The organism is Porphyromonas macacae DSM 20710 = JCM 13914, assembly GCF_000379945.1.
GTDB classification, from domain to species: Bacteria; Bacteroidota; Bacteroidia; order Bacteroidales; family Porphyromonadaceae; genus Porphyromonas; species Porphyromonas macacae.
The window spans coordinates 1-14,377 of sequence record NZ_KB904127.1 but is presented as its reverse complement, the minus strand read 5'-3'; the positions used below and the strand labels follow the sequence as shown (position 1 = coordinate 14,377).

The following is a 14,377-nucleotide window of genomic DNA, read 5'->3' as shown; positions in this document are numbered from 1 at the left end:
TAACAGTGTGTCAATACCTAATAATAGGGGATTCTTTTGCTGTTTTTCTGTCTTTGCTTTTTAACAGTAGATTTTTATAAACTGCCGGTCAGGTGCTCGAGGATTATCGTTTTCGTTTTTTAGATGGATCGAATTTCAACGGGCGTAAGCCCTTATGTCCTTTCTTTGCCCTTGAATGCAGGGTGTGCGGTTTCGTAATAATTGTTAGCTTTGTAAGCAACTAAATATGCGAAGCATAGCGATTAGGAAATTCATTAACAAACAAACTGATTGGCCATGAATTCAAACAATTATTGCGTCATTATGGGCGGAGGTATAGGAAGCCGTTTCTGGCCCCTCAGCCGAGAGAATAATCCTAAACAGTTTATTGATTTCTTCGGCACCGGCCATTCCCTTCTGCAGGCTACGTATCGGCGTTTCCGGAAATTCATTCTCCCTGAAAATATATTTGTGGTAACCAACGAGCAGTATGGCGATAAAATCCGGGAGCAACTGCCGGAGTTGAATGCCGATCAGATACTGTTGGAGCCTACGCGCCGTAATACCGCTCCGGCTATTGCTTACGCTTCTTATCGTATCCTTACCCGCAATCCCGATGCCAATATCGTTGTAGCTCCTTCGGATCACCTTATCTTGCGCGAAGAGGACTTTGTGAAAGCCATAGAAAAATCGTTGGCTTTCGTTGCAGACAACGACAATTTGGTTACGATGGGTATTCGCCCGAGTCATCCCGAAACGGGTTACGGATATATCCAGATGGATGATGTGCGACAAGGTGATTTTATCAATGTCAAAACGTTTACCGAGAAGCCTAACCTTGAAATGGCCAAGCTCTTTGTCAATAGCGGCGAATTTCTTTGGAATAGCGGCATCTTTGTTTGGAATGTGCAAAGTATCATCCGGGCTTTTCGTACCCATTTGCCCGAAGTTTCGACTGCTTTAGAACAACGATTGGCACTCTTCGATACTCCCGGAGAGGCCGATTATATCCGTGAAAGTTTTCCTCTGTGTCCCAATATTTCCATTGACTACGGAATTATGGAAAAGACCGATTTGGTAATGGTATTGCCCGTGGATTTCGGATGGGCCGATTTGGGCACATGGGGGGCTCTTTATGATTTAAGTCCTAAGGATGAGCAGCAGAATGTGTCCTTGCGCGGTAGAGTTCAGTTCTATGAATCCGAGCGCAATATCGTTTTCATGGATGATCCCGAAAGATTGGTTGTGATACAGGGGCTTACGGACTGTGTGGTGGCCGAATCGGAAAATGTTCTTCTCATTTGTAAGAAAAGCGAAGAACAGAGAATCAAGCAGTTTGCAGCCGATGCCACCATCCGTTTCGACAATAAATACAATTAGTCCGCTTTCTTAAAAGCAGTGGAAACTCTGCTATATTATATTTGGCAAAAACAGCACTATAGGGCATTGACTCCGGTAGGGAGCCTGTCCGGTAGTGCTGTTGAGGTTATAGACCCCGGCATTCGTAATACGGACGCCGGCCCCGATTTCTTTAATGCGAAGATTCGAATAAACGGTCTTTTGTGGGTAGGCAATGTAGAGATACACGCCAAATCTTCGGAATGGTATGTCCATGGTCACCAGCATGACAGAAACTATGATAACTGCATATTGCACGTAGTACTCAAACAGGATCGCCCCGTATTTACGGCTTCAGGAGTTGAAATCCCGGCGTGTGAGATTGAAGTTTCCCCCGAGATGTATGATATGGCATCCCTTTTATCCCGGGGTGTTGGAGAACTGCCTTGTGCCTGCCGGCTGAAAGATCTCACCTCTATCCGGCAACATGGCTGGATGGACCGATTGCTTGTAGAGCGTCTGGAACGGAAAGCCGGAGACGTTCGTAAGTTTTACGAGATGTCCGGCGGCGATTGGTCTCAGACTTTTTATATACTGCTCACACGCTATTTCGGTTTCAGGGTAAACAATGACCCGATGGAGCGTCTGGCACGTTCGTTGCCATTGCGGATTTTGCAAAAACATCGCAGCAGTTTATTCCAGTTGGAGGCTCTCCTTTTGGGGCAGGCCGGTTTTTTAGGCGATGTAGACGAGACGGCCGCAGACTATGTGATACGACTTCGGGATGAATACCTTTTTCTGAAACATAAGTTCGGGCTCGAGCCCCTTCCCGGCAATGCTTTTCGCTTGCATCGCATACGTCCTGTGGCTTCGCCCCACAGAAGGCTGGCACAGCTTGCTGCTATATGGCATCATGCCGAATGGATCGGGGATGCCTGCCTGAAGAGCAATTATCCGGACGATTTGAAGCCTTTGTTTATGCCCGAAGTATCCGATTTCTGGCAATCTCATTACAGCTTGTTTGGCCCCGAAGGAGAGACCCGCCCTGAAAAGGGACGTATCAGTGAAGATTCTTATCATCTTATTCTAATCAATGTTGTTGCGCCTTATCTCTATGCTTATGCTCAGGAACGAAAAATTCCGCTTTTGGCTGAAAAAGCAGTAAAACTTTTTGAGCTTTTACCTCCTGAGAACAACCGTATTATACGTCTTTTCCGGAAAGCCGGGGTCGAGGTGGACTCGGCGGCCGACAGCCAGTCGCTAATCCAGCTGATGGATGGATACTGTACATCCGGAAAATGCTTTTTCTGTCATTGGGGCATCTCTCTTTTCTCCTTAAAAAAATAGAATTTTCAGTTTTCGGTTTTGCGAGATTCCGAAAAAAGGCCTTTTGCCGTTAAACCTGTTTCCTGAAAAACACTCTTACATAGTACTTGCATACATCATGATGCGGTATGCGCTTTCTAATAAATCACTTAAAAACAGTTAATTAAATAGAATCCTATGAAAAGCTCTTTGCATGTGCGTTTCTTAGCCTCTTTATTTCTCTTGCTGTTCCCTCTTTGGGCAATGGCACAGGCAACACTGTCCGGCAGGGTTATGGACGAAGAAAAAAAGCCCCTCCCCATGGCTTCCGTGAAGCTTTTTAATTCCCAGGGAGAGATGGTTTATGGTACGGCCACGGACAACAATGGTTACTTCTCCCTGAAAAATGTCAAGAACAATCAGTATTCGCTGACTATCTCTTATGTGGGACTGACGGAGTATACCCAAGCCGTCCGCGTGGGCAATGCCGATCAAAAGTTGAAAACCATTACTTTGAAAGAAGGGATGGGGAAGCTTCTGAACAATGTAACCGTCACGGCCAAGGCTGCCGAGGTCGTTATTAACAACGATACGCTGGAATATAATGCCGGCAGTTATAATTTACAGACAGGAGCATCTCTCGAAGAGCTTATCAAAAAGTTGCCCGGAGCCGAAGTGGATGCCGATGGCAATATCACCGTAAATGGAAAAGCCGTCAAACGTATTATGGTGGATGGCAAAGATTTCTTTACCAGCGATCCGAAGGTCGCCAGTAAAAATCTGCCTGCAGATATGGTACAGCGGGTACAGGTGGTAGACCGCCGATCCGATATGGCACGGATGAGCGGATTTGATGACGGAGAGGAAGAAACCGTTATCAATCTCAAAATCAAACCCGACAAGAAAAAAGGTCTTTTCGGCTCTGTTTTTGCCGGAGCCGGTTCGGAGAAACGCTGGGAAACGAATGGTATCGTAAATCGCTTTTCCGGTGATTCGCAATGGACGGTCGTAGCCGGGGGAAACAATACCAATAATATGGGCTTTTCGGATATCGGTGTGGATCTGAGCCAGGCCGGTTTGCCCCGTTCGGCGCGCCGTTCGAGCAATGAAGGCGTTACCGCCAGTTATATTCTGGGAACGAATGCCGCACATATATTTTCTCCGCGATATGAAATGGGTGGAAATGCCAATTACGGATATGCAGACAAGTCTTTGATTTCGAATGTGGAGCAGCAAAATCTTCTGGAGTCCGGTAGCACTACATCGAAACAAAATTCAGCTAACAATTCCAAAACACAAGCCGCCGATGTGCGGATGCGAATGGAGTGGAAACCGAATGACAAAACAGAAATAATCATCGAGCCTTCACTCAATTTGAGCAAAGGTGTCGTGGACAACACGGAGGATTTTGAAACCCGGAACGATGCAGACGGTTCCATGGTCAACAAAGGTAACTCCGTTCAACACGCAGATACCAGGGGCCTGAACGCCAATCTTAATGTAGAGGCTTCGCGCAAACTGAACGATGACGGTCGCACGTTGTCTTTGTCTCTGCGCGGCGGTTATGAAGACAGCCGTATCGAGGGTTTGTATCAATCGAAACTCACAGGTGGCACAGGCGTCGTTTTGCAGGATGTCGATCAGCTCTTGAACAGCAACAATCAGGCTTACCGGTTCCGTGTGCGTCTTTCCTGGGTGGAGCCTCTGGGTAAAAACTATTTTCTGCAGGGTATCTATCAGATAAGAAACAGCAAGCGCAAAAGCGAGCGTGAAGCTTTCAGACCGGATGCCGATGGTAACTATGTATTGCCGCAAACGGAATATAGTCGCAATTTTACGAATTCATTGCTGACCCATACTTTTGGCCTTAATATTAAGAAAACAGGCGCCTTGTATGACTTGACCGCAGGTATCAATTTCGACCCTAACACCACCAAAAGCCATAGTGAAGCCGGTGGCGTGCAAATTGAGCCGGTTAAAATAAGCCGCTTGAATATCTCTCCCTCGCTGCGTTTCAATTATAAGCCGAGCAAGAGCACCAACCTGCAACTTGTGTACCGCGGTAATACGAACCAACCGTCTGTGCAGCAGATGATACCGGTGCCCGATATTACCAATCCGCTGGTAGAATACATCGGCAATCCGTCTCTTCGCCCCTCTTATCGCAACGATTTGCGTATGCATTTCCGCACATTCAGTACTCAAACGAAAACTTCTCTGGCTATGTTTGTAGGTGGCAGCTTTACTTTGGACGATATCGTTTCTTCCAGTATGTATGATGTTAAAACAGGTAAACGCACCATCGAGTACAAAAATGTAAACGGTAACTGGCGTATGATGGTGGGCGGGTTCTGGACCATGCCTCTCTTTAACTCCGGCTTCTCTCTGCGTTTGGGCACTTTCAACATGGTCAATCGAAATATCGGTTTTATCAACGGAGCCCGCAACAGCTCTCTGGCCACTATGTTGAATGAAGATTTGGCGCTTGTTTATCGCAACGAATGGCTCGATACCGGTTTGCGCGGAACGTTGAGGTATCAAAATGTGAAAAACAGCATTGAAGTGCAGAATCAGATGAAAAACAGTTTCGACTATACGATCGGAAACGAAACCACAATTCGTTTGCCGTTCAACTTCGATTTGGAGTATGACATTACCTACAGGACCAATAGAGGCTATTCTGCCGCCTATGCGGCCGATGAGTGGATTTTGAACGGAGGCCTTTCATACAGTTTTCTACCCGGCCGCTCTGCCACGATACGCGTTAAGGGTTACGACATTCTCAATCAACGCAGCAATATCAGCCGTACCAACACAGCTTTGGCCATTCGCAACGAAAGCACCAATACTTTGGGGCGGTATCTGATGGTACACTTTATTTACCGCTTCAACATTTTTTCCTCCGGTTCCGGTAAAAATGATATGCGCTCACCGGCTTTTGAAAGAGAATTCAGAGGCAGAGGACCTCATTAGCCGAAAGGACTCTTGTTTTTAGAGCAGGTTTGTTATTTGTTTTCTCAATCATTCAACAGGGGGGCTGTGTCAAAATCGAATTTTGGCACAGCCCCCTTTTTAGATTCATCAGAATGCCTAAAGTACAAGGCGCTGAGACTGAAGGGAGCATACCGAAGTACGTGTCCGAAGTCGAATGTCGCAGGGAACGCAGTCATTTGCGCATGATGACACACCGCCCTGTTTTGATGGGTTTTTGAGTAAACGTTTCGGATAACCGGGAGAAGGATGAAAATTCTCTGCCTGATGGTTCGAAATCCTTTGCCTGAAAAATTTTCAACGAAGTTAACTTGGATTTTTTTTCTTTGCCTGATGGATTTTGAACCATCAGGCAATAAATTTCTGCTCTCCGGGTTAATCGATTGTTTTGCTCTTTTTTAGGTATAAAAATGTATTAAAAAACAGTGCTAATCATCATTTTTGAGTATTGCGTTTTCTTCCCGGTCGCTCTAATTTTGCCGATACTTAAATAAAATTTATTACCTGCTTTATGAAAACCAAGATTTATACAGCCCTTATGGCTGTGCTTTTCCTGTCTTTGACTTCTTGTGATAAAGACAATAAAAAAGAAAAAGAACCGACTCCGACTCCTCCCCCCGCTACTCTTAAGGAGATAACCATTAACGCATCCGATTATGCCAAATGGACTTACGTCAACTTGAAGACCGGCGAGATGAAATCTTTTTTTGACTTTAGCGATTGTAATTACTTTAAGAATGGAAAAATCGTGGAAAGCAAACCTGCCAGAGGGAAAGAATCCGATCTTGCCGGGTTTGAGTGGCATATTGCCTTGAATCATGCTTTTATCCGTACCAACGGCGGTGAAGCCATAGAGACTGCCGTAAAAGATCTCAATACAGCCGAAATACCTGCATCCGGATATAAAAAGGACGTGGTTGTGGAAAATAAGGTGCTTATCGATATGACTTTTATGATGCAGGGTAAGATGGGTTATGCTGCCAAATCGTATGTTAACTCGGAGTTGTATAAAGCTTATGAACATATTAAAACCGGCGGTATGCCTCCGGTGGAATATAAACCTGTGGGTAAGGTGATGGTGTTGAAATGCAAGGATGGCAGTCTGGCAAAACTGAAATTCGGTAATTTTTACAAAGAAGGAAAAGCCGGTTATGTGGCTTTGTCATACCTGTTTTTCCCTGCCAAATAAGAAGGGATGAAGAAACTTTTTATATTGCTTTTGATCTTGTTCACGGTGGCTTCGGTCACCGTGTATGCTAATAATATCAACCGTGAATATCCGTATAAAATTCACGGAGTGGTATTGGATAAACGGAATGAGCCTGTGCCCGGAGCTTCGGTGTGGGTGGTCGGTTCTACTATCGGTGTGCAAACCAATTCGCGGGGCGAATACGTGCTTAAGTTGAGAGAAAAGAAAAATGTGAAGCTCCGTTTCTCCTGTCTTGGTTATATCCCTTTGGAGAAGGAGGTGTTAACCGGTAAGGAAGATGTTTCGGTCGTGTCGGTTTCCCTTGCAGAAGCGGTGAATCAGCTGGAAGAAGTGGTCGTAACAGGCAACAGGGTAGAGAAGCCTCTGAAGGATGTACCTGTTCTGACACGGGTCATATCGCATAGAGATATTCAGATGCTTAACCCCGTAAACCTGGAATCGCTTTTGCAGTACGAACTCCCCGGCCTGCAGATCGGTTATAACTCCATGAGCCAAATGCCTTACATCACTTATCAGGGAGTAGGAGGTGCCTATCTGCTTTTCCTGGTCGATGGAGAGCGTGTCAGCGGTGAAGGTTCGGATCATAATGTCGACTTTTCCCGTTTTAATATCGACGATATCGAGCGTGTGGAGGTGATCAAAGGTTCGCAGTCCACAAGTTATGGCTCCAACGCTTTGGGAGGGGTAATCAATATTATCACCAAAAAAGCCAATCGGCCGGTGATCGCTTCTTTCAACGGTCGCTATGCCGGCGCCAACGGCCGGAAATACAACCTTTCGGGCGGTGTCAAAAGAAGTATTTACTCTACCCTGACCTCTGTTACTTACCGTATGCGTGATACTTATAAGATAGGCAATCCTTCGCCCCCTCAGGAAGGAAAACCTTCTACGGGTGCTTTGATTCGCGGTTTTAAGGTTTGGGATGCCGTGCAGAAGCTTAGCTGTAACATCACGGATAATCTGAGTGTGGAACTGAAAGGAAGCTATTACCATAATAAAAGAGCACCGCAGGAGACGAAGGGCTTTCAGGATATTTTTTCGGACTATACGCTTAACGGCAGAGTCAACTACCTGATTTCACCGGAACAGCAACTCAAGATTTCTTATCTTTTCGATCACTATAAAAAGGATAAAGATTTCGAGTCGGGTAGAGTACGTACCGATTATCGTAACCGCACCCAAACCGCCCGTGCAGACTATGTGGGCACTTTCGGCGATCATACGGTCAGTGCCGGTTTGGATTTCAACTATGAGTATCTCAAGCATTATATGCTTAAAGACAGTGCCGATGCCAAAGCCGGAACGTATGCGCTTTATGCGCAGGAGGATTGGAAAATCGGCAACAAAATCAATTTTATTCTTGGCCTGCGTGCCGATTACCACAGCAAGTATCATTGGCACTTGACTCCCAAATTGTCGGCCATGTATCGTCCGGTTTCTTCTTTGGCCTTACGTGCCGGCTTTTCTCAGGGTTTTCGTTCTCCGTCGCTCAAAGAGCTTTATCAGGAGTACGATATGGGAGGTTTGGGTATCATGATGTTATATGGTAATCCGGATCTGAAACCCGAAACCAGCCACCAGTTTGCTTTGTCTGCCGAATATACGGAAGGGCCTTTCAATGCCTCCGTCTCTGCTTATTACAATCGTTTCAGAAATAAGATCGTATATGCTTTGTTGGGCGATAATACCAAAGACCGGCGCTATGTCAATGCCGAAAAGGCCAAAACGCTGGGAGCCGAGTATATCATGCGTTATCGCTTTTCATGGGGGCTTACGTTGACCGGGGCTTATGCTTATGTCAATGATTTTCAGGAAACAAAGGGTAAGAACACTTCTTTCGTTCGTCCTCACAGCATAACGTTCAGCGGTATGTATTCAAAGCGCATCGGCAAGGTCAGATCTTTTGTTTCCCTCAATGGGCAGTGGGATTCCAAGTTAAAAACGTATGATTTTTCTTCGGACGGCACTCATACATTGGCTGTTTACGATGCCCGTACGCTTTGTTCGCTCAATCTGGGGGCGCAGTTCCCTCGTGGTATTATGCTGATGCTCGGCATCGATAATCTTTTCAATTATAAAGACAAGGCTGCCGACAGTTCTCTGCAATTGCCTCAGAAAGGTCTCAGCCTGGTAGGGACGCTTAATTTGAATTTTGCAGATATGTTTAATTGGTAAAGGCACATTTTCTTTTCTGTCAGGAGAGAGAGGGCACGTCGAACATCTCGACGTGCCCTCTTTGATTTTTCTGCGACTCGTATTTTTTAGGTTTTATACCTTCAAAACTGTCCGATATTTTTGTTTTAGGGCGTTTTTAATTGAAGGTGGCCGTTATTTCTTTTCTTCCGTTGTTTGTTTGATGATAATTGGTTTTTTTGTCGTTGTATTTTCGTAAACGGTTTTTATATTGTTTGATATAATAAAATGTATTTATATATTAATGATTAGTTTCTTTTTGTGTTATTTCTATGTTTAATTTTTGCAGATAGTTTTCTTTTCTTGTATTTATTGTTCATTATTAAAAGTTGGAGTATGAAAAAAGTTACGCTATTTCTTGCTTTCTTATTGTTCACAGTAGGAATGGCATTGGCACAACAGAAGACTTTTTCCGGAGTTGTCATCTCTTCCGAAGATGGTAAGCCGGTTATCGGAGCTTCTGTCGTGGCAAAAGGTTTCCCGGGAGTCGGAGCTCAAACGGACCTCGATGGTAAGTTCAGCTTTAGTGGCCCCACTTCTGTGAAAACATTGATGATCAGCTACATTGGCATGAAGACCGTCGAGGCGCCTGCTTCTGCCAATATGAAAATTACCCTTGACCCTGAGGCCAAAGCTCTTGAGGGTATTGTGGTAACCGGTATGGGTGTTAAGCGTTCTCAAAAATCATTGGGCTATTCTGTCCAACAGGTAAAGTCGGACGATCTGAAAACAACCCGAACCACCGATTTGAACAATGCCTTGGCCGGTAAGATCTCGGGAGCCCGTTTTATAGGAGGTTCGGGTGCTACGTTCGATGCCGGTTCGATCGTGTTGCGGGGTACCTCTTCTTTGAGTCCGGGCGGTTCGGAGCCGATTTATGTTGTGGATGGGGTAATCACCAATAAAAACATGGTCAATATGGATGATGTGGTGAGCCTCAACGTACTGAAAGGGCCTGCTGCTACGGCTGTTTACGGTTCTGAGGGCGGTAACGGCGCCATTATTATCACTACTCGTGGCGGAACTGCTTCCGGTGGTGGCAGTGCTGTGCAAACAGTGGTAGACTTCAGCCATACCACCACCTTTGAAAAGCCGGTTAATTATTTCGACTTCCAGCAGGAATACGGTGGCGGTTATATGGGTGCCGATGCCGAGTTGTATGTATATAGATGGAAAGAGGGACATAATCCCGAATGGAAAGTGCTTGACGGACAACGCTTCTATGACTATGCAAACGATGCCAGTTGGGGACCGAAATTCGACGGCAAACCTTATATCCCATTTTATGCCTGGGATACCACAGATCCTCGTTTCGGGCAGACTGCGCTCTGGCAGGCTCATGGTAAGGACAACATCCTGGAGCTTTTCCGTACGGGTATTACCAATACCACCAATATCGGTTTCGGCCGGGCAAGTCAGGATCACATGACGCGTGTCTCTTTTACCAATGTTTCACGTCGTGGTATGGCTTATAACAGCGATGCGGTTCGCCGTTTCCTGAGTGTGAAAACCAGCTTCAGACCGATGGAGCGTATGACGGTGGATTTGGACTATAAGTATACCTACCGTGAAAATCACAATGCGGTCAATGAGGAATACGGAGCATTTAATCCGGTGTATTCATTTACCCAATGGGGGCACGAACGTTAACATCAAAGACCTTAAAGAGAATTATGTGCGTCCTGACGGTTCTTTCAGAACATGGAATATTATAAGTCCGAGAGATTTTACCCCGGCCTATCATAATAATCCGTTTGCTTTGATGAACGAGGTTAACAGATATTCCAGATATAGTTGGAACGTGTTCAGCACCAATGCCACGTATGAAATCACCGATAAGATAAAAGCTACGGCTTCTCTCTTCGGGAACTTGCGTAATTATATGAGTGAAACCAAAGTGGGTTTGAATTTGGTTGGTAAAGATCTTGTTCCATATTACGGACAGGAGCAAAACAGGATTATTGATGTTCGAGCACAGGGTAAGGTGGCCTATTCCGATCGTTTCTGGGAGGATCAACTGACTTTGGATGCAGCTGTTTATGTGGAAGACAGAACCAATCGTTATGACCGGTTGATTGGCAAAACAACGGATGGTTTGACCGACTTGCGTTTTAATTTCGGTGCTTCCAACGGTAAACCTTTGGCTGAAAACTTTACCAGCAAATATCACACTCGCAGCCTTTTCGGTACATTGACCCTCGGGCTGAAGAATACTTACTATGCAGATTTCTCCGCCCGCAACGACTGGTCTTCCACGTTGCCCGACAAGAACAACAGTTATTTCTTCGGAGGTGTTTCTTTGGCTGCCATTGCAAGTAATTTGATCGAGAGAAATCCGGTGCTCAATTTTTGGAAGATACGGGCCTCTTTGGCTCAGGTGGGTTCTACCATGAATCCTTATAATGTATATCAAACCTATGAGACCGGCAAATACGGTTCCACTACCTGGGCACGCAATATCCGCACTTTGAACGACCCCGAAATCAGACCGACCATTTCCACTTCTTATGAAGTCGGCACGGAGTTTCGTATGTTTAATAATCGTTTCTGGGGAGATATCAACTTTTACAGCCGTGTGGCAAAAGATCAGATTATCAACCTGAATAATGCTCCGGCTTCGGGTTTCTCTTATAGAAAAGTCAATGCTGGTAAGATTCGGAATCGCGGTATCGAGATCTCGTTGGGCGGTTCTCCTGTTAAAACGAATGACTGGCAATGGGATGTTAATTTCAATTTTGCCAAGAATGTTAATAAACTCCTTGAACTGGATGGTATCCGTCAGGACTATCGTGTAAATTGGATGGGCTTCGGTTCGCGTGCAAGTCTGTATGCGATCGTCGGTAAACCTGTTGGTGCTATTTTGGCCAATGACTGGAAATACGATGATTTAGGACGCCAGGTATTCAGAAAACGAACAGAAAAAGATGAGAAAGGCAAAATAATAGATATAGAGAAAGGAGAGTATGATTTGGTAACAGATCAAACGGCTCATGAAATCGGCAATGTGCAACCCGATTTTACAGGAGGTTTCTCTACTTCTTTACGCTGGAAAAATCTAACCTTCCGTACATCTTTGGATTTTCAGATCGGCGGAAACATTCTGTCCGTATCGAATATGTTCGGTGAGGGTAGCGGTTTGCTCTCTTCTACCATCGGTAAAAATGCTCGTGGAGGCGACGTCCGTGCACCATTGGACCAAAATGGCGGTGTGCATGTGGTTGGAGTGGATACGGAGGGAAACAAAGTGGACTCTTATATAGAGGCTTCTTATTACTTCAATAGTGCCAAATCTTCTTTGTGGGGGCCGTATTGTTACGATGCTACTTATGTGAAAATGAGAGAGTTGGCCATTTCTTATGAATTCCGGAAGAGTCTGCTGGATAAAACCGGATTCCTCAAAGGCGCCAGCATTGCTTTCGTTGCCAATAATCCCTGGCTGATATATTCCGGGGTGCCTAATTTGGATGTGTCCGAGGCGATAAACTCTTTTGGCGGTTATATGGAAATGGGACAGACGCTTAGCTCTCGTACATTTGGTTTTACGGTTAATCTAACATTCTAAATGATATTGTTATGAAAAGAATTAAATATATATTATCGATTGCACTGCTTGCGTTCGGGGTTACTGCCTGCGATGATTTTGGAGATATAAACGTAGATCCGAACCAGATGTCCAATCCGGAAACAACACACCTGTTGCTGGGGGCGGAGATGCGGATGCCGTTTTTCTCGATTAATGACACTTACAATCCGTGGACTCAGATTAATGCGGGATATTTTTCCGAACCTCGAAATTTCCAATTCACTCGTTTTACGCCCGCCTTGTTGCAGTTTGCAAATGGAGGATTGTATACTCAGCCCATTCACAATTGTGAAAAGATCATTGCCATGAACCGGGAGGAAAACAATCCTCGAACCGGTGCATTGGGGGGAGGAAAAAACAATCAGATTGCCGTGGCGGAAACGCTTCGTGCATATTATTATATGCACATCGCCGATGCTACTGGTATGACCCCGTACTTTGAAGCGATTAAGGCGCTCGAGGGTAAGCATGCTCCCAAGTATGACAACATGAAGGATATTTATGCCGATTTGGATAAACGTCTGACCGAAGCTTATAAAATGTTTGATCCGGGTAAAAAATTGAATGGCCGTTTTGAAATCCTGTATAAAGGAGATATCGTCAAGTGGAAAAAGCTGAATGCTTCTTTGCGTATGATGATGGCCATTAAGTTGGCGGATGTCGATCCGGCAGCCGGTAAAGAGCGTTTTGCCCGGGCTTTTGCCGATGGCGGTCTGGAAACGGACGGTGCGGCTGTTTTGGGCGATGGCGATACATTCGCATTCCCTTATCTAAAAGAGAATGATAATGCGAACCTTCTTTATTTAAATATTGTTGTGGATGGCCGTAGAGATTTCTCTCCCAGCCATTATGTAGTGGATAATTTCCTGGCATTGAACGACCCCCGTATTGTCGATTATGCCACACCGTTAAGCGATGGTACCTATGTGGGTTGTCCGTTTGGTGTTAAGAATGAAAAGTCGATACCTTATTCGGAGTTTACGCAAAAATACTATCAGCAGGATGCTGCGCAGGAGGTGATTTCTGCTGCCCACATCAAATTGCTACAGGCAGAAGCCGCTTTGCGCGGTTGGATTACGGGAAGTGCATCGAAGTATTATGTCGAAGGTATTCAGCAGGCTTTCAATAATTGCGGAATAGGTGAAGGAATGGTTTTTCCGCAGCTGGCTCCCGAGCTTTTGGCCAAATTGAAAGCCAACGTGCTTGTTGCTTCTTATGTGGCTCAGCCTGCAGTGGCTCTTACCGGCGACATGGCGAGCGATCTGAAGAAGATTGCCATGCAACGCTGGCTTAACAACTATTTGAAAGATGGTGTTGAGGCATGGTCGGATATTCGCCGCTTGGATTGGCCTTTTATTGAACCGGGGAAAGATGCTTCCGATAAGAAGATGCCTTTGCGTATGGCCTATCACCCCGATGACTATGACGCTAATAAGAAAAACTATGAAGAAGCAACTGCCATCCAACCGGATAAAACAACGACAAGACTGTGGTGGGACGTGAAGTAAATTGAATGTTGCATATTGCGTATTACAGGGGGCTGTGTCAAAATGAATTTTGGCGCAGCTCCTTTTAGTTTTGGTTTGTGGTTGGTTAAGCCACCGGTTTTAGCCTTTGAGGGATATTTTTGTGTTTTTCGAGGAGGTGGAAGCGCATGAGGCCGAGATTGAGGGTTGATATAGGTCTTTTGGGAGTGTTTTTCGCCTTTCGAGCAACCTTAGCACATAGTTTCTTCAGATTAAAGGCCATAGCTAGAAAGGCGAAGTCCATCTTGACCT

General features: G+C 45.3%; 10 protein-coding genes. 9 read left to right on the top strand and 1 reads right to left on the bottom strand.

Features of this window, described 5'->3' with window-relative positions:
* The first annotated feature begins 276 nt into the window (after positions 1-276).
* From A3GI_RS0104035 to A3GI_RS0104005, 9 genes are all read left to right on the top strand, one after another.
* Positions 277-1,359 (top strand): mannose-1-phosphate guanylyltransferase, encoded by a 1,083-nt coding sequence (locus A3GI_RS0104035; RefSeq protein WP_025079541.1) that lies wholly within the window; start codon positions 277-279, stop codon positions 1,357-1,359.
* An 18-nt stretch (positions 1,360-1,377) separates the two neighbouring features.
* Positions 1,378-2,664: a DUF2851 family protein gene (locus tag A3GI_RS0104030; RefSeq protein ID WP_018360197.1), complete on the top strand. Its 1,287-nt coding sequence runs from the start codon at positions 1,378-1,380 to the stop codon at positions 2,662-2,664.
* A gap of 156 nt (positions 2,665-2,820) precedes the next feature.
* Positions 2,821-5,595, top strand: a complete 2,775-nt coding sequence (locus A3GI_RS10485; RefSeq protein ID WP_018360196.1) for a TonB-dependent receptor — start codon at positions 2,821-2,823, stop codon at positions 5,593-5,595.
* Positions 5,596-5,708: 113 nt separating this feature from the next.
* Positions 5,709-5,834 (top strand): hypothetical protein, encoded by a 126-nt coding sequence (locus tag A3GI_RS11900; RefSeq protein ID WP_256592964.1) that lies wholly within the window; start codon positions 5,709-5,711, stop codon positions 5,832-5,834.
* A 290-nt stretch (positions 5,835-6,124) separates the two neighbouring features.
* Entirely contained in the window at positions 6,125-6,802 is a 678-nt protein-coding gene (locus A3GI_RS10480; RefSeq protein WP_018360193.1) for an HmuY family protein, read from the top strand.
* A 6-nt stretch (positions 6,803-6,808) separates the two neighbouring features.
* A complete protein-coding gene (locus tag A3GI_RS0104015; protein WP_018360192.1) occupies positions 6,809-8,998 on the top strand; it encodes a TonB-dependent receptor in 2,190 nt (729 codons plus the stop codon).
* A gap of 354 nt (positions 8,999-9,352) precedes the next feature.
* Positions 9,353-10,666 carry a carboxypeptidase-like regulatory domain-containing protein gene (locus tag A3GI_RS11840; protein ID WP_238319990.1) on the top strand — a complete coding sequence of 438 codons (1,314 nt, stop codon included), beginning with the start codon at positions 9,353-9,355 and terminating at the stop codon, positions 10,664-10,666.
* On the top strand, positions 10,605-12,578 hold the full coding sequence (locus A3GI_RS11835; RefSeq protein WP_238319991.1) for a TonB-dependent receptor: 1,974 nt from the start codon (positions 10,605-10,607) through the stop codon (positions 12,576-12,578). The genes A3GI_RS11840 and A3GI_RS11835 overlap by 62 nt, the downstream gene beginning before the upstream one ends.
* A gap of 11 nt (positions 12,579-12,589) precedes the next feature.
* Entirely contained in the window at positions 12,590-14,107 is a 1,518-nt protein-coding gene (locus A3GI_RS0104005) for a SusD/RagB family nutrient-binding outer membrane lipoprotein (RefSeq protein ID WP_018360191.1), read from the top strand.
* Positions 14,108-14,192: 85 nt separating this feature from the next.
* On the opposite strand, the gene A3GI_RS11720 is transcribed toward A3GI_RS0104005, so the two are convergent.
* Positions 14,193-14,377, bottom strand: a 185-nt coding sequence (locus A3GI_RS11720; protein WP_018360190.1) for a hypothetical protein, incomplete at its 5' end; no start/stop codon positions are given.

What these genes read in the sequence shown, in the direction of transcription:
- A3GI_RS11840 (WP_238319990.1), top strand. Translation starts at nt 9,353, where the DNA reads ATGAAAAAAGTTACGCTATTTCTTGCTTTCTTATTGTTCACAGTAGGA.
- A3GI_RS11900 (WP_256592964.1), top strand. Translation starts at nt 5,709, where the DNA reads ATGCCTAAAGTACAAGGCGCTGAGACTGAAGGGAGCATACCGAAGTAC.
- A3GI_RS10480 (WP_018360193.1), top strand. Translation starts at nt 6,125, where the DNA reads ATGAAAACCAAGATTTATACAGCCCTTATGGCTGTGCTTTTCCTGTCT.
- A3GI_RS0104015 (WP_018360192.1), top strand. Translation starts at nt 6,809, where the DNA reads ATGAAGAAACTTTTTATATTGCTTTTGATCTTGTTCACGGTGGCTTCG.
- A3GI_RS10485 (WP_018360196.1), top strand. Translation starts at nt 2,821, where the DNA reads ATGAAAAGCTCTTTGCATGTGCGTTTCTTAGCCTCTTTATTTCTCTTG.
- A3GI_RS11835 (WP_238319991.1), top strand. Translation starts at nt 10,605, where the DNA reads ATGAGGAATACGGAGCATTTAATCCGGTGTATTCATTTACCCAATGGG.
- A3GI_RS0104035 (WP_025079541.1), top strand. Translation starts at nt 277, where the DNA reads ATGAATTCAAACAATTATTGCGTCATTATGGGCGGAGGTATAGGAAGC.
- A3GI_RS0104005 (WP_018360191.1), top strand. Translation starts at nt 12,590, where the DNA reads ATGAAAAGAATTAAATATATATTATCGATTGCACTGCTTGCGTTCGGG.